The sequence below is a fragment of the Streptomyces sp. D2-8 genome (assembly GCF_023184515.1).
Classification (GTDB): Bacteria; Actinomycetota; Actinomycetes; order Streptomycetales; family Streptomycetaceae; genus Streptomyces.
This window is the reverse complement of the sequence record NZ_JAAHBP010000005.1, coordinates 270252-286357: the sequence shown is the minus strand read 5'-3', so window position 1 is coordinate 286357 and position 16106 is coordinate 270252. Positions and strand designations below refer to the sequence as shown.

General features: G+C 71.4%; 22 protein-coding genes, 1 tRNA gene and 1 pseudogene. 17 read left to right on the top strand and 7 right to left on the bottom strand.

From position 1 onward, the window contains the following. Positions 1-39: 39 nt before the first annotated feature. From G3I77_RS13250 to G3I77_RS13240, 3 genes are read right to left on the bottom strand one after another with little or no spacing between them, the layout of a single operon-like run. A complete protein-coding gene (locus tag G3I77_RS13250; protein WP_248503379.1) occupies positions 40-519 on the bottom strand; it encodes a cupin domain-containing protein in 480 nt (159 codons plus the stop codon). Continuing rightward, positions 516-1124: a GNAT family N-acetyltransferase gene (locus G3I77_RS13245; RefSeq protein WP_248503376.1), complete on the bottom strand. Its 609-nt coding sequence runs from the start codon at positions 1122-1124 to the stop codon at positions 516-518. The genes G3I77_RS13250 and G3I77_RS13245 overlap by 4 nt, the downstream gene beginning before the upstream one ends. Then, positions 1117-3204, bottom strand: coding sequence for a penicillin acylase family protein (locus G3I77_RS13240; RefSeq protein WP_248503372.1), 2088 nt, complete (start codon positions 3202-3204; stop codon positions 1117-1119). The genes G3I77_RS13245 and G3I77_RS13240 overlap by 8 nt, the downstream gene beginning before the upstream one ends. Before the next feature lie 82 nt (positions 3205-3286). Here G3I77_RS13240 and G3I77_RS13235 point away from each other — a divergent pair, with 82 nt between their 5' ends. The 4 genes from G3I77_RS13235 to G3I77_RS13220 all read left to right on the top strand — a co-directional run bounded on the left by G3I77_RS13235 (position 3287) and on the right by G3I77_RS13220 (position 5971). After that, positions 3287-4009 carry a siderophore-interacting protein gene (locus G3I77_RS13235; RefSeq protein ID WP_248503370.1) on the top strand — a complete coding sequence of 241 codons (723 nt, stop codon included), beginning with the start codon at positions 3287-3289 and terminating at the stop codon, positions 4007-4009. 36 nt (positions 4010-4045) lie between these two features. Then, positions 4046-4639: an HhH-GPD-type base excision DNA repair protein gene (locus G3I77_RS13230; protein WP_248503368.1), complete on the top strand. Its 594-nt coding sequence runs from the start codon at positions 4046-4048 to the stop codon at positions 4637-4639. A 776-nt stretch (positions 4640-5415) separates the two neighbouring features. Then, on the top strand, positions 5416-5760 hold the full coding sequence (locus tag G3I77_RS13225; protein ID WP_248503365.1) for a hypothetical protein: 345 nt from the start codon (positions 5416-5418) through the stop codon (positions 5758-5760). A 73-nt stretch (positions 5761-5833) separates the two neighbouring features. After that, complete coding sequence (locus G3I77_RS13220; protein ID WP_248503362.1) at positions 5834-5971, top strand: hypothetical protein; 138 nt, start codon at positions 5834-5836, stop codon at positions 5969-5971. Positions 5972-6197: 226 nt separating this feature from the next. Here the strand turns inward: G3I77_RS13220 and G3I77_RS13215 are convergent. Then, positions 6198-6458, bottom strand: a pseudogene (locus G3I77_RS13215) (helicase HerA-like domain-containing protein); the annotation flags it as partial. Positions 6459-6582: 124 nt separating this feature from the next. Between G3I77_RS13215 and G3I77_RS13210 the strand changes: the two are divergent. Together G3I77_RS13210 and G3I77_RS13205 are read left to right on the top strand one after the other, a co-directional pair. Further along, positions 6583-6879: a type II toxin-antitoxin system VapB family antitoxin gene (locus G3I77_RS13210; protein ID WP_003999914.1), complete on the top strand. Its 297-nt coding sequence runs from the start codon at positions 6583-6585 to the stop codon at positions 6877-6879. A 121-nt stretch (positions 6880-7000) separates the two neighbouring features. After that, complete coding sequence (locus tag G3I77_RS13205; RefSeq protein WP_248503469.1) at positions 7001-7618, top strand: LytR C-terminal domain-containing protein; 618 nt, start codon at positions 7001-7003, stop codon at positions 7616-7618. 38 nt (positions 7619-7656) lie between these two features. Here G3I77_RS13205 and upp read toward each other — a convergent pair whose 3' ends face one another. Next, positions 7657-8292 carry a uracil phosphoribosyltransferase gene (gene upp, locus G3I77_RS13200; RefSeq protein WP_097217661.1) on the bottom strand — a complete coding sequence of 212 codons (636 nt, stop codon included), beginning with the start codon at positions 8290-8292 and terminating at the stop codon, positions 7657-7659. A 130-nt stretch (positions 8293-8422) separates the two neighbouring features. Here upp and G3I77_RS13195 point away from each other — a divergent pair, with 130 nt between their 5' ends. The 6 genes from G3I77_RS13195 to G3I77_RS13170 all read left to right on the top strand — a co-directional run bounded on the left by G3I77_RS13195 (position 8423) and on the right by G3I77_RS13170 (position 11248). Further along, positions 8423-8656 (top strand): hypothetical protein, encoded by a 234-nt coding sequence (locus tag G3I77_RS13195; protein WP_248503360.1) that lies wholly within the window; start codon positions 8423-8425, stop codon positions 8654-8656. A gap of 276 nt (positions 8657-8932) precedes the next feature. Continuing rightward, the gene (locus G3I77_RS13190; protein WP_248503467.1) at positions 8933-9475 is read left to right on the top strand and encodes a hypothetical protein; all 543 of its coding nucleotides are present in this window, start codon (positions 8933-8935) and stop codon (positions 9473-9475) included. Between the two features lie 56 nt (positions 9476-9531). After that, positions 9532-9963 (top strand): tRNA adenosine(34) deaminase TadA, encoded by a 432-nt coding sequence (gene tadA, locus G3I77_RS13185; protein WP_248503358.1) that lies wholly within the window; start codon positions 9532-9534, stop codon positions 9961-9963. Between the two features lie 45 nt (positions 9964-10008). Next, positions 10009-10093, top strand: a tRNA-Ser gene (locus G3I77_RS13180). A 481-nt stretch (positions 10094-10574) separates the two neighbouring features. Next, a complete protein-coding gene (locus tag G3I77_RS13175) occupies positions 10575-10823 on the top strand; it encodes a hypothetical protein (RefSeq protein ID WP_248503357.1) in 249 nt (82 codons plus the stop codon). A 74-nt stretch (positions 10824-10897) separates the two neighbouring features. Next, the gene (locus tag G3I77_RS13170; RefSeq protein ID WP_248503356.1) at positions 10898-11248 is read left to right on the top strand and encodes a DNA-binding protein; all 351 of its coding nucleotides are present in this window, start codon (positions 10898-10900) and stop codon (positions 11246-11248) included. Positions 11249-11294: 46 nt separating this feature from the next. On the opposite strand, the gene G3I77_RS13165 is transcribed toward G3I77_RS13170, so the two are convergent. After that, positions 11295-11522 carry a hypothetical protein gene (locus G3I77_RS13165; protein ID WP_248503355.1) on the bottom strand — a complete coding sequence of 76 codons (228 nt, stop codon included), beginning with the start codon at positions 11520-11522 and terminating at the stop codon, positions 11295-11297. A gap of 654 nt (positions 11523-12176) precedes the next feature. Between G3I77_RS13165 and G3I77_RS13160 the strand changes: the two genes are divergently transcribed. From G3I77_RS13160 to G3I77_RS13145, 4 genes are all read left to right on the top strand, one after another. Next, positions 12177-12353: a hypothetical protein gene (locus G3I77_RS13160; protein WP_248503353.1), complete on the top strand. Its 177-nt coding sequence runs from the start codon at positions 12177-12179 to the stop codon at positions 12351-12353. Next, on the top strand, positions 12353-12646 hold the full coding sequence (locus G3I77_RS13155; RefSeq protein WP_248503351.1) for a Dabb family protein: 294 nt from the start codon (positions 12353-12355) through the stop codon (positions 12644-12646). Before G3I77_RS13160 ends, G3I77_RS13155 begins: the two co-directional genes overlap by 1 nt. A gap of 179 nt (positions 12647-12825) precedes the next feature. After that, positions 12826-13752: an RNA polymerase sigma factor SigF gene (locus G3I77_RS13150; protein ID WP_248503348.1), complete on the top strand. Its 927-nt coding sequence runs from the start codon at positions 12826-12828 to the stop codon at positions 13750-13752. Between the two features lie 268 nt (positions 13753-14020). Continuing rightward, positions 14021-14923 (top strand): RNA polymerase sigma factor SigF, encoded by a 903-nt coding sequence (locus G3I77_RS13145; protein WP_248503345.1) that lies wholly within the window; start codon positions 14021-14023, stop codon positions 14921-14923. 271 nt (positions 14924-15194) lie between these two features. Here the strand turns inward: G3I77_RS13145 and G3I77_RS13140 are convergent, their stop codons facing one another. Beyond that, entirely contained in the window at positions 15195-15392 is a 198-nt protein-coding gene (locus tag G3I77_RS13140; protein ID WP_248503343.1) for a hypothetical protein, read from the bottom strand. Positions 15393-15608: 216 nt separating this feature from the next. Here G3I77_RS13140 and G3I77_RS13135 point away from each other — a divergent pair, with 216 nt between their 5' ends. Beyond that, positions 15609-16097: a MarR family winged helix-turn-helix transcriptional regulator gene (locus G3I77_RS13135; RefSeq protein WP_248503341.1), complete on the top strand. Its 489-nt coding sequence runs from the start codon at positions 15609-15611 to the stop codon at positions 16095-16097. Positions 16098-16106: the final 9 nt, after the last annotated feature.

The following is a 16106-nucleotide window of genomic DNA, read 5'->3' as shown; positions in this document are numbered from 1 at the left end:
GTACGGACGGGATCGGTGTAGTGCTCACCGGGTGGGGGGTTAAGAGGAAGGCCGGGACAGACCCGCGATCTCGGCCGCCTGTGCCGGATAGCGGGCCGTCAGCTCGGCCGCGTCTCCGTGTTCGTAGCCCTCGAACGTGAAGCCGGGAGCCATCGTGCAGCCGAAGAGAGCCCATGCGCCGCCCTCGGCCACCCGGCCACCCATCCAGGTGCCCGCCGGGACCGTGAACTGGACGTGCTGGCCCTGGAGGACGTCCGGCCCGAGGACCACCGTCCGGGTGCCGCCGTCCGGGGCGAGCAGGAGGAGTTCCAGGGGATCGCCCCGGTAGAAGTGCCAGATCTCGTCCGTCGGCAGGCGGTGGAGGGCGGAGAAGTCCTCCGCTGTCAGGAGCGCGACGATCGCCGTCCCCTCCGGCCTGCCGTCGGGGCGTTCGGGACCGGCCCAGGTCTGGCGGAACAGGCCGCCCTCGCGCGGGATCGGTTCGAGTCCGTAGTGGGCGATGAGGTGCTCGGGGGTCACCCGGGGAACAGTATCTCCCGGTCGAGGAAGGCGAGCTGGGCCTTCTTCTCCGGCAGGTACACGTCCGGCAGGTCGATCTCCGGCAGGACCACCACCGGCCCGCGAGCGAAGCCGAGCTCGAGGAAACGGGTGACCGCCTTCTCGTTGCGCACGTCCGGGTCGACCACGACCCGCCGGCGGTCCAGGCCGAGCAGGACGTACCCGGCGATGACCGTCACCAGCCGGGCGGTCCAGCCGGGCTGTCCGCCGCCCGGACCCGCGGGGGCGAGCAGCAGGTGGACGCCGATGTCACCGGGGCGGACCTCGTAGCACTCGCTGACGCGGTCGGCCTCCGGCTCGTAGGTCTGGAGGAGCGCGACCGGCGCGCCCTCCCGGACGACGAGGAAGGCGTGGTGGGTGTCGAGCGTGGCCATGTGGGCGTAGACCTCGGCGACCTGCTGCTCGGTCAGCCCGTTCATGCCCCAGAAGACGGCCCGGTCCTCGCTCACCCAGCGGTGGATCACGGCGGCGTCGGCCCTGGCGTCCAGCGGCAGGACGCGGACGGTGCCGAAGCCTTCGATCACCTGCTCGTGGACGGGGGCGCGGGAGGCGTACGGGTCAGACATCGGTTTCCTTCTCCAGCCGGGCCCAGTCGGTGACGACCGGGACGAGGTCTCCCGCGAGCCACAGGGGGAGCTGGTCGCGGTGGTGGGGCGAGCCGGGGACGCCCGAGGCGCCGAGCGGAACCACCCAGCGGCTGTCCTCGCGCCGGGCCAGGTCCCAGACGTACCGGGCGGCCGGGCCCCGGGCGGCGCGGTCGGTGAGGCCCGGCACGCCCGAGGTGCACAGCACGCAGTCGTGGTCACCGGACAGCCCCGGCTCGTCGTACGGCTGCTCCGGCTCCAGCGCCCGCCAGGGGGCGAGGCGGTGGGTGTCGCCCCAGACACCGGCCGGCGGGCGCAGGGCCACGTCCTCGATCGCCGCGCGGACGGCCGCCGGGCGGTCGATTCCGTACAGGTCCCCGGCCCGCAGCAGGTGTTCGAGGGCGAAGCCGACCCGGGGGACGAGGGCGAGCCAGGGCCGGAACACCTCGGGGTACGCCGGTGGTGCGGTGAGCGCGGCGAACGCCGGGTGCGCCGCGAGCCGCCGTACGACCGCTGCGCGCACGGCCGCGTAGAGGGCCGCGTCGGCGCTGCCGGCGTCCATGCGGCGGTCCCAGCCGAGGAGGCGGTCCCTGAGGGCGGCGGCCTCGGGGGTGAGGGTGTCGAGGGCGCCGAGGTGGTCCAGGAGGGGGGCCGCGGAGGCCAGGTGGGTGTCCGTGTGGAGGGCGGGCATGTCGGCGGCGGACCAGTGTTCCTTGCCCGCGAGCAGCGCGGCGATGCGGCCGGCGCGGTGCGGCGGGGCGAACTCGACGCCGAGGGGTTCGGCCGGGCCGCGCTGGTTGGCCATGACGGCGACGCCGTCGGTGAGCCCGGCGCGCGGTGTCACATGCCAGCCCCGCCACTCGTGGCCGGGCTCCCACGCGGGCACCACCCGCAGGGAGTTGGTCTCGGCGCGCTGCGGCACCCGCCCGGCCACGCGGTGCAGGACTCCGCCCTCGGTGTCGGCGGCCTGGACGACGTTGACCGGCTCGGCCCAGTGGTCGAGGGCCCGGTCCACGTCGGCGACCCGGCGGGCCCGCAGCAGCGCCAGCAGGGCGCCGAAGCCGAGGTCGCCGGTGACGCGGGGCGGGTAGCGCAGGCTGATCGCCACGGGCACGCCGGAGGGGTCGGCCAGGTCGCCGTCGAGGCCTTCGGGCCCGCCGATGATCACCGGGCCCCGGCCGGTCTCGATCACCTCGACCTCGACCGGCTCCTCGCCCGCCACCTCGACGGTCTCCGTGTGCCGGGCCACCCGCCGCCAGACCCCGTCCGGGCCGAGGGCCTCCACTCCGGCCCCGGTGCGCCGCAGCCGCTCCCGGTAGAGGTCCTGGTAGTCGGCCATGGCGTTGGTGATCGCCCAGGCGACCGTGCCGGTGTGCCCGAAGTGGGCGATGCCGGGGATGCCGGGGACCGCCAGGCCCACGACGTCGAACTCCGGGCAGGACAGATGGATCTGCTGGTAGACGCCCGGGTCCTCGATCCAGCGGTGCGGGTCACCGGCGATGACCGCCTGCCCGGTGACGGTCCGCTCCCCGCTCACCAGCCAGCCGTTGCTGCCGGAGGTGCCGGGGCCGTCGGTGGCGAAGAGGCCGATGGCGTCCGCGTCCAGGTGGACGGCGACCTGCTCGCGCCAGAGCTTCGCCGGGAACCCGGCGAAGAGGATGTGGGTGGCGAGCCAGACGCCGAGGGGGGTCCAGGGTTCCCAGCGGCCGGGGGTGAGACCGGTGCGGGCGAACTCGGGGGCGGTGGTGTCGGCCAGCCCTTCGTTGACCCCGTCGACGTACGCCCGCACCCACCGTGCCGTCCCGGGGTCCCGTCTCTCCAGGTCCGCGAAGCAGCGTTGCGCGGTGTCGTCGAGTCTGGCCCGTCTCGCGAACCGGTCCCAGGCCAGGGCGCTCTCACCGAGGAAGGACGCCGAGGTGCCCTGCGCCCGGTGCCGCTCGACCTCCAGCTGCCAGGCCCGGTCGCGGGCGGTGACGCGGCCCTGCGCCCGGGCGAGTTCGGCCGCGCTGCCCGCGCGCAGATGCGGAATGCCCCAGGCGTCACGGTAGATCTCGATGGCCACGCTGTGCCCCCTCTTTTCTTTAGGTTAGGCTTGCCTAAGTCACAACTGTGGCCGGAATCGTACGCGAAGGGGCGGAAACACGATGGGGCAGGGGCGGGGTTGGGAGGGCGCGGTCCTCAAGCTGCTGCGTGGCAAGGACTTCGAGTTCACGGTGACGGACGTCGAGGACGTCACCCCGGACTACCGGCGGCTGCGCTTCACCGACGGCGGTCTGCTGGCGGCGACCGGAGTGCACCCCACCATGTGGGTACGACTGTGGTTCGACAACGCGGGCAAGCCGCACCAGCGGGCCTACACCCTGGTCGACCCGGACGCCGAGGCCGGCACCTTCGGCCTGGAGTTCGCCCTGCACGAGGGGTGCGCCAGCGACTGGGCCAGGGCGGCGAAGCCGGGCGACACCATCGGGGCGACCGTCCAGGGCACCGGCTTCGAGCATCCGAGCCCCGCGCCCTCGCACGTCTTCGCCGTCGGCGACCCGGCCTCGCTCCCGGCCATCAACTCCCTCCTGGACGCCCTTGGTGCCGCCCCGGCCACCGTCTGGTTCGAGGGCGGCGACGACGACCTGCCGTTCCGCACCGACCCGGACCGGCACGAGCTGCGCAAGGTGCCGCGCCAGGACTCCGGCGCGCATCTGGTCGACCGGGTGAAGTCGGACCTGCCCGGCCTGCTCCAGGGCACCGCCGACCCTTACGTCTGGATCGCCTGCGACACGGTGACGACCCGGGCCCTGACGGCGTACGTCCGCAAGGAACTGGGCCTGCCCAAGCAGCGGGTGCACGCGCTGGGCTACTGGCGCGCGACCTGAGCAGCGGGCGGGGCCCTGACGGGAGATGATCGGGGCATGGACGTCACTCTTCACCTCGCCCAGGATCCCGACGCCGACGCGCTGCTCGGCCGCAGCCCGCTCGCCGCGCTGGTCGGCATGCTGCTGGACCAGCAGGTTCCGATGGAGTGGGCGTTCAAGGGCCCGGCGACGATCGCCCAGCGGCTCGGCACGGACGACCTGGACGCGCACGAGATCGCCGCGCACGAGCCGGAGGGCTTCGCCGCGCTGCTGTCCCAGAAGCCGGCCGTGCACCGCTACCCGGGCTCCATGGCCAAGCGGATCCAGCAGTTGTGCCAGTACCTCGTCGAGCACTACGACGGTGACGCCGAGGCTGTCTGGAGGGACGTCGGCACCGGCAAGGAGCTGCTGAAGCGCCTCGCGGACCTGCCCGGCTTCGGCAAGCAGAAGGCCCAGATCTTCCTCGCCCTGCTCGGCAAGCAGCTCGGCGTGCGGCCCACGGGCTGGCGGGAGGCGGCGGGTGCCTACGGCGAGCCGGAGTCGTTCCGCTCGGTCGCCGACATCACGGGCCCCGAGTCGCTGGTCAAGGTACGGGCCCACAAGCAGGAAATGAAGGCAGCAGCCAAGGCCGCGAAGGCCTCCGGCACGTAGCACACGGCCGCCGCCCTCTGCCCGGCCGAGGGCCACCGGCAGCGGGGCACGGGCGTCTGCCCGCGGCCCGCCGAGGGCCGGTGGCACACGGCGGTCGGCCTCCTGCCCCGCCCGAGGCACGGTGACAAACGGCCGTCGGCCACCTGCCCCGCCCGAGGCCCGGTAACACACGGCCGTCGGCCACCTGCCCCGCCCGAGGCCCGGTAACAAACGGCCGTCGGCCACCTGCCCCGCCCGAGGCCCGGTAACACACGGCCGTCGGCCACCTGCCCCGCCCGAACGCCCCCGGCAGGCAGAGCGTGCGCGTCAGCCTCCTGGTGCGCCGGGGGCCGCCTACAAGCAGGACGCGGGCGCCAGCCCCCTGGCTCGCCCGGGCGGCGCGCCCCGCGACCCGCTGGCAACCAGCGCGCGAACCGTCACCACCAGGGCCGCCGACGGACAGACCGCGGCCGCCACGCACGCGTCAGCCCCCTGGCTCGCCCCACGCGGCGCGCCCCCGCGACCCGGTGCCAACCAGGGCGCGAACCGTCACCACCGGGGCCCGCCCCAAGCCCTCGGCTACCAGAGCACGGGCATCATCCCCCTGGATCGTCCCAGGTGGCGGGCGTCTCCGGCCCGGTCCGAGCATGGAGCATGACCGAGCCACCGAGCGGGTCTCTCTGGGACCCGGAGCACGACGCCTCCCGCGACCGTGCCCCGGTCGGCGGCTGCCGGCTGCGGATCCGGAGCCGGCACGGGCCGAGCGAGCGGATCTCGCAACCGGCGCGATGAACGGCGTGGCCGTGACCCCCGCACCGCGGCCGGTCCCCCGCGGCCCGCGCCGGCACCTCTGGCTGCGGGTGCTCGTCCTGCTGCTCGTCCTGCTCGTGCCGGGTGCGCACGCCGAGGCCCTGACCGGGCCGGCGGGCATCGTCTCCGGGGAGAGCACCACCGTCGAGTGCGACCTCCTCGACACCGCCCTGCGCCCACCGGCCCGGGGCGTCCGCCGCACCGCCGTCCCGCTGCGCCCCGCCCCGCTCCAGGGCCCCGGGCCGGCGTACACCGCACAGCACCCCGTGCCCGTACCGCCAAGCCCGCCGCACAGCCCTCGCCCCCTGCGTTCCGAGGTCCTGCGCTGCTGACAGCACCGGCCCCGCCCCGGTCCGTCCGTCCCGCACGGAACCAGAACGACGAGGAACGACGAGGAACCCAGCCATGCTTCAGGACCCGTACGCCGTCCTGCGCGCCCTCCTGCGCGCCGAGGCCGCCCGCAGCACCCCCAAACCCCCCTCCCCGCCGGACACACGGAAGCCGCAGCAGGTACCGGAGGGAAAGCGGGGAGACCGCGGCTGACCCACCCGCGCGGCGGAGGCGCCCGGCGCCTCCGCCGTCCCTCACACCCCCGCCGCCCCTAACGCCTCCGCCGGCACGATGGCCGTGCCGTGCCGATCAGCGACCGCGTGATCTCCCGCCCGATCTGCGTCTGGCCCGCGGGTTCGCAGCCTGTTCCCCCGATGTGAAGCCACGGCTCCCCCAAACGGCGGCAGATACAACAAGCCTGCCCGGATGGTCGACAGTCGCCGTACGCTCGAGTCATGAGTGCCGAGATTGGGAGCGTCTTGGTCATGCCGGTGCCGGTGGCGCCCGCGACCAAGCCGTGGCGGTTGAGCATCGCCGGCGGCACCCGGACCTGCGCGTCCGGCAGCCACCGTTCGTCCCACAGCAGGGCCCCCAGCTGTGGGGCCGGGCCGGAGAAGGCGTAGCCGGAGGCGACCCGCAGGGCCTCCTGGGGAAGGGCGGCGGCACGCTCGGACACTTCCGGGGCGGGGGCCGACGGCATGGTCTCGCGGTCCGGCGTCTTCACGCCCCTGTTCCCGGTTCGTACCGCCTTGTGGGGTTTTTTTCAGCGGCGCACCTCGGCGCCATGGCTGCGCCCGGAAGGTCTTGACCGGTAGGCTTTCCGTGTGATCTTCAAGCGCATCGGAAACGGCCGGCCGTACCCCGACCACGGCCGGGAAAGCACCCGGCAGTGGGCGGACGTCGCGCCGCGCCCGGTCCGCCTCGATCAGCTCGTGACGACCAAGGGTCAGCTCGATCTGGAAACGCTGCTCGCCGAGGACTCGACGTTCTACGGCGACCTCTTCGCGCACGTCGTGAAGTGGCAGGGCGATCTGTACCTGGAGGACGGACTGCACCGCGCGGTGCGGGCGGCACTCCAGCAGCGCCAGGTGCTGCACGCGCGCGTGCTCGAACTCGACTGATCCCCGCCGGTCGCGGGTTGGCCCTTTCGGGTTCCGCTGGGCGACGTCGAATGATCATCTAGTAGGAATCGTCGCCCGGGCGCACTACGCTGCGCTCATGAGCATGCTGACTCCCCCCGGCATGGGCGGCAAGTACCGCATCACGGGCAACAAGTACCCGCGGATGCGCCGGCCCCGGCAGCGCGGCAGGCTCGTCGTCCTGACCGTCGCATCCGTCGTCGTCCTCGGCGTGGGCGGCTGGGGCACGCTGCAGCTCATCGACGTCTTCACCGGCGGCGGCAGGAAGGCTTCGGCGGCCGGTGACGGGACGGACTGCGGCATCAAGACCAAGGCGAGCCCCTCGCCCAGCGCCAGGCCCCTGCCCGAGCCGCGCACGATCACCGTCAACGTACTCAACGCCACCACCCGCGGCGGCCTGGCGAAGAAGACCGCCGACGAGCTGAAGAAGCGCGGCTTCAAGATCGGCGACGTGGGCAACGCGACCAAGGAGTACGACAAGAAGGTCAAGGGCACCGGACTGCTGCTCGGCCCCGCCGCCGCGCTCGACACCTCGTTGCCCGTGCTCGGCACCCAGCTCCCGGGCGCCGAACGGCGGACCGAGGCGGCCCGCAAGGGCGCCGCCGTCGACCTCGTCATCGGGGACGGCTTCAAGCAGCTGGCCACACAACAGGACGCCGGCCGGGCCCTGACCAAGCTGGCCAGGCCCGAGCCGGCGCCGACGTCCAAGAAGGGCTGCTGAGCACGTCCCCGAGGGCGTGCCCGAGCGCCCCGGGGGTCCTACTCGGCAGCCCCGTACATCCGGTCCCCCGCGTCCCCGAGGCCGGGCACGATGTAGCCGTGCTCGTTCAGCCGCTCGTCGACCGAGGCGGTCACGACCGTCACCGGCGTGCCCGCCAGCTCGCGCTCCATGATCTCGACGCCCTCCGGGGCGGCCAGCAGCACCACGGCCGTCACATCGTCGGCGCCGCGCCGGATCAGCTCCCGGATCGCCGCGACCAGGGTGCCGCCGGTGGCGAGCATCGGGTCGAGCACGTACACCTGACGCCCCGACAGGTCCTCCGGCATACGCGTCGCGTACGTGGAGGCCTCCAGCGTCTCCTCGTTGCGGATCATGCCGAGGAAGCCCACCTCGGCGGTCGGCAGCAGCCGGACCATGCCGTCCAGCATGCCGAGGCCGGCCCGCAGGATCGGCACCACCAGCGGCCGCGGGTGGGACAGCTTGACGCCCGTGGTCCGCTCGACCGGCGTCTGGATGTCGACCTGTTCGGTGCGCACGTCACGCGTGGCCTCGTAGGCGAGCAGGGTGACCAGCTCGTCGGCGAGACGGCGGAAGGTCGCGGAGTCGGTGCGCTGGTCGCGCAGCGTGGTGAGTTTGTGGGCGACCAGAGGGTGGTCGACGACGTGGAGGCGCATGTCCACAACATTAACCGGGCGGGGTGCCCCGACCGCACGGCAAGCCCGTCGTCCGGCCTCACCCGGTCGCTGGCGTCAAACCGTCCGTCCGGGGGAAGGTGGGAAGGACGGACTGGGGGTGGTGAACCAGATGCCCGACCGGAAATTCCGAGACGATCCGTCGCCGCGCACACGGCCGGGGACGGGCCCGGAGCCCGACCGGACGAACGGGACCGACGAGTCCGACGCCGAGCGCCGCCGGCGTCGCGCCCGGTTCCTGCGCGATCTGGCCGAGGCCCGGGAGCTGCGCGACCGCGTCCAGCCGCGCCGCGCCAAGACGGCCCGGCTGCGGCACGCGATGCGCATGCGCACCTTCCGCTGGTAGGAAACGGGTGAGGAAACCCCCGGCAAAGATCACGAACCGCGCGGAGGTTGTCGCGAGTGACCGTGCGTGCAGCGGGGCAAAGCCGCGTACGATCCGCAGGTGGCGGCAACGAGCGTGCGAGCAGAACTGCCGGACACAGGGAGCCGAAGACGTCCCCTGAACGCCTTGTTTCTGCCACGATTCCGAGTGGGTGGGGCTCGGACGAGCACTCCCCGCCCGTAACCTCCGCCGGGGGGACCCCCAACCGGCACGCCTATGACCAGTGGGAGAGTCACGGTGTACTTCGCCGCACTGCTCGCGCGCACCGAAGACGGGTGGGAAGCGAGCGACACAGAGCTCGACGATGTGGAAACCCTGTCGGATCTGGCCGACCTGGCCCGTGAAGCCTCCCCCGACGAGGACACGGTGCTCGTGCTCATCGAGCAGGAGGACGCCTGGTTCGGCGTCGTCCGCCTGGACGGCGAGGAAGACCCTCGCATCTACGTCTCGGACGCCGCCGCCGCTGCCCGCAGCAGCTACGGCGAGATCCTGCTCACCGACGAGCTGCTCGGCCGCGATCCGGACGACGGGGACGTCCTCGACGCCCTCGACCTCGACGGCACCGAGGACGGTGAATCCGACGAGGACGACGAGGACGCCGAGGACGGCGCCGGGGCCGCCGGCTCCGCCGAGTCCGTGCCGCACGGCCCGGTCGGCGACGCCCTGATCCTGGACGACCTCGGCGTGAGCGAGAAGGAGCTGCGCCTGATGTCGACGGACGCCGTCACCGAGATCGCGGAGTCCCTGGGCGCCTCGGAGACCCTGGAGACCGTCCGCTGACCGGTCGTGCCACCGCGGGACCGCCGGATCCGGTCCGGGACCCCTGGCGGCCCGCGATGCGACTCGCCCTGGACGAGGCCACCGAGGCCGTCCGGGGCGGGGACGTCCCCGTCGGCGCCGTCGTCCTGGCCCCGGACGGCACGACCGTGCTCGCGGCCGGGCACAACGAACGCGAGGCCGGCGGCGACCCGACGGCCCACGCGGAGCTCCTCGCCCTGCGGCGGGCCGCGGCCGCCCTCGGCGAGTGGCGGCTCGCCGGCTGCACCCTCGTGGTGACGCTGGAGCCCTGCACGATGTGCGCGGGCGCGATCCAGCAATCCCGCGTCGACCGGCTGGTCTACGGCGCCCGCGACGAGAAGGCCGGCGCGGCCGGCTCCCTCTGGGACCTCGTCCGCGACCGGCGGCTCAACCACCGCCCCGAAGTGATCGAGGGTGTGCTCGCCGAGGAGTGCGCCGGGCTGCTCACCGAGTTCTTCCGCGGTCGCTGAATACCGATTTCAAAGCACGCGGCACCTTGCTGTAAGGTCTCCCTCGGTAGCGTGTCCGAGCGGCCGAAGGAGCTCGCCTCGAAAGCGAGTGTGGCGCAAGTCACCGAGGGTTCAAATCCCTCCGCTACCGCTGGCAGAAGAGGCGCCCGGTTCGATGAACCGGGCGCCTCTTCGACTTCCGTCTCAGTTGACGGCCGCGAGGGACAGCAAGCTACCTGTCCAAGTCGTCTCCCGCCCCTGTTTGGCAAACCTGCCTCCTTCAAGCAACGGGCCCATAGGCTGCCACTTGGGTGGCCGTCCCGCCGCCACGCCGACCAGTCCCTCAGATCACCTTCCATGCCCCGCGGACGGGGCTTCGATCTGGAGGTGACATTTGGAAGGCAAGAAGGACGGACACACCTCCTCCGAACCGACTCGGGAGACCGGGGCCGCGAAGGAGGAAAAGAAGCAGGGCCCGAACTGGGCCGCGGGCTCATTCGCGATCAACCTGCAGACAGTCCCGCCCTCGGCGATCAAGTCCACCGTCTCGATGAGCCGGCTCGGGTGCGACCGTGCCGCCTACGAGAAACACGGCTGGACAGAAGTCCTACTCTTAGTGGGATAATGCGGGTATGGCCACCGAGTACGCGCTTCCGGACGAGACCACTGTCAAGAAGTCCGTCACCATCCCCAGGTCGCTTGCCCGCGAGGTCGAAGCCCGCACAGGCACCCGGGGCTTCTCCCGCTTCGTCTCCGACGCCGTCGAACACGCCCTTGCCCTGACCAAGACCAGGGAGATCGTCGAGGCGTACGAGGACCAGCACGGCGCCTTCACCCTCGAGGAGATCGAGGAGGCCCGTCGGACATGGCACGGCGAGTAGCCTCGGCGTTCCCCCGCGCCCTCCTCGTCCTTGATGCACAGCCGCTGTCCCTCCTGGCTGACCACGACCGCGGAATGACCTTGATGCTCAAGGTCGCCGAAGCCGAGGGGTACGCGGCCGCGATCTCCACAGTCAGCATCGCCGAAGTCCGCCGCACCGGACAGGCCGCGAACCACCTGCGCTGGCTCCGTTCCCGACTCACCGTCATTCCCGCGACCGAGATCATCGCCGACCGCGCGGCGAAACTGCTGGAGGATGCCGGCCTGGATGGTCACGAAAACGTCGTGGACGCGCTCGTGGTCGCCACTGCGGCCTGCTCCGGCGGGCCGATGAAGGTCGCCTCCACCGACGGTTCCCACATTCCGAAGCTCTGCCATGCGGCATCCGTGGGCCGCAGCAGCCCCGTGGAATGGGTCCGCGTCTGACCTATTCCCCAGCCTCGCCCCCCCACGACCCATCGGAGGCACCCGGTCATGCCCGGGGCAAGGCTTCGGCCGCCCCCAGGGTGCGTAGGGAATCGTCCAGGAGGGCCCGCAGCGTGCGGTTCTGGCGCTGGGCCATGAGCGCCCGCGTGTGCAGCGCGCTCGCGAGGCGCGCGAAGCGCTCCAGCACCTCCTCCGGCGGCCAGGCCACCGTAGCCTGTGCGAAGGCTCGCGCACTCAGCTCACGGCCTGCAGCACCCTGCGCCAGCTGCGCCAACTCGCTGCTTCTGGAACGGATTTCGGCCCGGCCTTGGGGACCACGAGTACCGAGCCAGGGACACCCGACAGATCCGAGACATCCGCGGTGCCGATGTACGGCAGCGAACTACGCATTACGTCGGCAGGTGCCACCCACGCATCCCCCCTGAAGGTACCCGCGGCGGTGCGGTTGTCCCCGTCTGGGCATCGCAGATTACATCCTTGAATGTCCTTTCCGGCCAGCTCTTCCCGTCCGCCGCGAGCGCACCGAATCGCGCGTCCGCAAGCGCGACCGCGGTGTGCGCGATCTGGTCGTTGACCTCGGCCCGGCTCGGACAGGAGGACATTCGGCACGGCCCAGCTCGTCCGCCGCGAGCCTGCCACTGGCGGTGGAAACGCGTGCCCCCTCTTCACCTCGCGGCACATGCCGGACGGGAACCGTCAGAGGCGGATCGAGCAGGACTCAGCAGGATGGAAACACGACGCTATGTCCCACTTTCAGGAAGGCCGCAGGTGAGACGGGCCACGTAAGCGGGTTCAAAATCCCTCCGCTACCGCTTGAGAAGGGCCCCGTCGTCAGACGGGGCCCTTCGTGCGATCGGCCTCTTCGTGTGATCGACCCTTCGTGCGATCATGTGCGCTGCATGGGACGCCAGTGACAGGGGAGGCCGCGATGGCGGTGAACGCGAAGAAGGTCGCCGTCTACGCCCTCGTGGTCTTCGCGTTGTACGTGATCATCACGGACCCGGAGACGGCGTCCGACTACGTCCTCATAGGATTCCAGGGCATTTCGGATGCCGCCGGGGCCCTCGGCGACTTCGCCACGTGGGTCGCCAAGGGAGGAAAGTGATGATCCGCCACCTGGTTCTCTTCAAGCTCAACGAGGGCGTCGAGCGCGACGACCCCCGGGTCGTGGAGGGCGTCGAGGCCTTCCGCGCGCTCGGCGGCAAGATCCCGGAGCTCCGCTTCTGGGAGCTCGGCTGGAACGTCAGCGACCGCCCCATCGCCTACGACTTCGCCATCAACTCGGCCTGCGACGACGCGGACGCGCTGCGGCGGTACGTGGAGCACCCGGACCACCAGGCGGGTGTCGCGCTGTGGCGGGAGTTCGCCACGTGGGTGATCGCGGACTACGAGTTCTGAGACCGGCCGCTCCGGGCCCCCTGTCGCTCCGACAGGGGGCTCTTCTGTTGCCTGAGTTGATTTGTGGGGCTTTCATCACTCAACACGTAGTTATGGGGTGCTTGCACACAGTGCACATGTCTTGTGATGCTATGACCGCTTTTGATGGAAGAGATGCCGGATGAGTTGACGATGACGAGGTGGAGTTGACCGTGCTGGCCAGTACCGCACCTCAGGCACCGTCCCCACCAGCACCGTCCCCTCAGGCGCCGTCCCCTCAAGCCGCACCCCCTCAGGCGGCGCCCGCTCAGGCGGCGCCCACGGAAGCCGCGCCGACCGCGCCGACCGCCCCCCAGCGGAGCAGCCGTGGCGCCGACACCCGGGCGCTCACACAGGTCCTCTTCGGGCAGCTCAAGGAGCTCCAGCCGGGTACGCCGGAGCACGACCGCGTACGCGGGGCGCTCATCGAGGCCAATCTCCCGCTCGTGCGCTACGCGGCCGCCCGGTTCCGCTCCCGCAACGAGCCGATGGAGGACGTCGTCCAGGTCGGCACGATCGGGCTCATCAACGCCATCGACCGCTTCGACCCGGACCGGGGCGTGCAGTTCCCGACGTTCGCGATGCCGACGGTCGTCGGCGAGATCAAGCGCTACTTCCGCGACAACGTCCGTACGGTCCATGTGCCGCGCCGGCTGCACGAGCTGTGGGTGCAGGTCAACAGCGCGACGGAGGACCTGACGACCGCCTTCGGGCGGACCCCGACGACCGCGGAGATCGCCGAGCGGCTGCGCATCACCGAGGAAGAGGTGCTGTCCTGCATCGAGGCCGGGCGGTCGTACCACGCGACCTCCCTGGAGGCCGCGCAGGAGGGTGACGGGCTGCCGGGGCTGCTGGACCGGCTCGGCTACGAGGATCCCGCGCTGGACGGCGTGGAGCACCGGGATCTCGTACGGCACCTGCTCGTCCAGCTGCCCGAGCGGGAGCAGCGGATCCTGCTGCTGCGCTACTACAGCAATCTCACGCAGTCTCAGATCTCCGCCGAACTCGGTGTCTCGCAGATGCACGTGTCGCGGCTACTCGCGCGTAGCTTCCAGAGATTGCGGTCTGCGAACCGTATCGACGCGTAACCGCAAACGCTGTCGAGAGGTCACCGCTGGGAGGGAATCGCTCATCAGGGCGGTTGCCGACAGTTGAAAGCCGAGAACCCGTCAGACCCCTTGTTTGCAGGGCGGATTCGCGTCTCAGATGTCGACATGTCACTACAGCGTGTTGCCGACATGTGACATTCTGCGGGAAGCGCGTTTGCCAGAGCTCCGGCTCCGGTATTCAGGTGAAGGCTGCGTTCCTCAGACGGGGGCGTTCGCCACGACCGTCCCGCGACCCAAAGGGGGTGGCATGTCCGCAGAACAGGGCAGCTCGAAGGTGCTCACGCTCGCGGAGAGCGACACAGCTCCCCATGCTCTCGACTCACTCGGCCCCATTGATGACGCCCCGGCCCTGGCGGCCGAGCCCGTCCCGGTTATCCCGGCCACGGGGGCCATCGACACCCGCACCCTGTCCCGCTCCCTGTTCCTGCGGCTGGCCGCGCTCGACGAGGACAGCCCCGAGCGTGCGTACGTCCGTGACACGCTGATCGAGCTCAACCTCCCGCTGGTGCGGTACGCCGCAGCGCGGTTCCGCTCCCGGAACGAGCCGATGGAGGACATCGTCCAGGTCGGCACGATCGGGCTGATCAAGGCGATCGACCGGTTCGACTGCGAACGGGGCGTCGAGTTCCCCACGTTCGCGATGCCAACCGTGGTCGGGGAGATCAAGCGGTTCTTCCGTGACACGTCCTGGTCGGTGCGGGTGCCGCGCCGGCTCCAGGAGCTGCGGCTCGCTCTGACCAAGGCCAGCGACGAGCTCTCACAGAAGCTGGACCGGTCGCCGACGGTGACCGAACTCGCCTCTGTGCTCGGGGTGTCCGAGGAGGACGTCGTCGACGGGCTGGCGGTGGGGAACGCCTACACGGCGTCCTCGCTGGACTCGCCGGCGCCGGAGGACGACGGTGGCGAGGGGTCGCTGGCGGACCGGCTGGGGTACGAGGACACCGCGCTGGAGGGTGTGGAGTACCGGGAGTCCCTGAAGCCGCTGCTGGCGAAGCTGCCGCCTCGGGAGCGGCGGATCATCATGCTCCGCTTCTTCGCGAACATGACGCAGTCGCAGATCGGCGAGGAGGTCGGCATCTCGCAGATGCACGTCTCCCGGCTGCTCACCCGGACGCTGGCGCAGCTCCGGGAAGGCCTGATCTCGGACTGACCGAGGGCTGGGGCGCGGCTGTTGGGGCCGCGCCTTATGCCTGTGGCTGCTTCGGTGGGGGTGCGGGTCTGCGCCTGTTCGCCGGGTGTGGGTCGGGGCCGCGCCGGGGGGTGTCCGTCCTCGGAACGGCGCGATGGGGTGTCATACCGACTGACTGTTCGTTGACGCGCCAACCGCTGCGGGCGGACACCCCCGACACGTCCCCTTGCGTCGTACGGCGGCTGCGGGTGCGTGGGAGCGGGCCGCGGCAGCGACGCCGGGTGCGTGAGGGCTACGCCAGCGCCAGCCAGGCCACCGCTGCGACGATCGCCACGGCGACGACTACGCCGAGGATGAGACCGATGCGCGGCCCGCCGCTGGACGGGGCCGCCGCCTGACGCCCTTGCGGGGCCTCGTCGACGAACGCGCGGAACATCTGGGTGCTGCCGGCGGGGTCGTGATTGCCCTGCGGGGCCTGGTTGTTAGCCATGGCCCGAGACCCTAGCGAAAACGCCGGGGCTCCCCAAGTGGGGGTTGGGGTTCCGTTTGACCCCGACCGACCCGTACCTCCAGGCTCACCACCGGCGTATTTACTCCCGCAATACTTGCCTTTGCCAAGTTTTTATGCCGCACATCACCTCTTTTATTTGCCTGTAGCAACCAACAGATCCTATGGTTGCCCTAAGCAACGAAAGCGGGAGGTGTCATGGCCGAAAAGGCGCAGTACGAAGAGCTGGTCCGCCAGTTCAGTGCCTTCGGCGCCGTGAAGCGGGAGCTCGGCCGGATCATGCCCGCCGAGTGCCCCGGCGGGTCGGCGGCCGTTCTGACCCTGCTGGGCCGCCACGGCGACATGCGCATGAGCAAGCTCGCGGAGCTGCTGGCGGTGGACATGTCGGTCACCAGCCGCCATGTCGCGCACGTCGTGGACCGGGGCTGGATCGAACGCTCCCCCGACCCGGCGGACAAGCGCTCGCGCATCCTGCGCCTCACCCCCGCGGGCCACGCACAGCTCGACGAGCTGTCCCGGCGGACCACCGAGGTCCTCGCCGAGCGCCTGAGCCACTGGAGCGACGAGGACGTCGGCCGGCTCACGGATCTGATGGCGCGGCTGCGGGAGAGCTTCGACTGCCGGCCCGCGCCCCGGGCGGCACCCCCCGCTGTCGAACAGACCACCCGTACACCCGCAAGCACGTAAGAAAAGGAA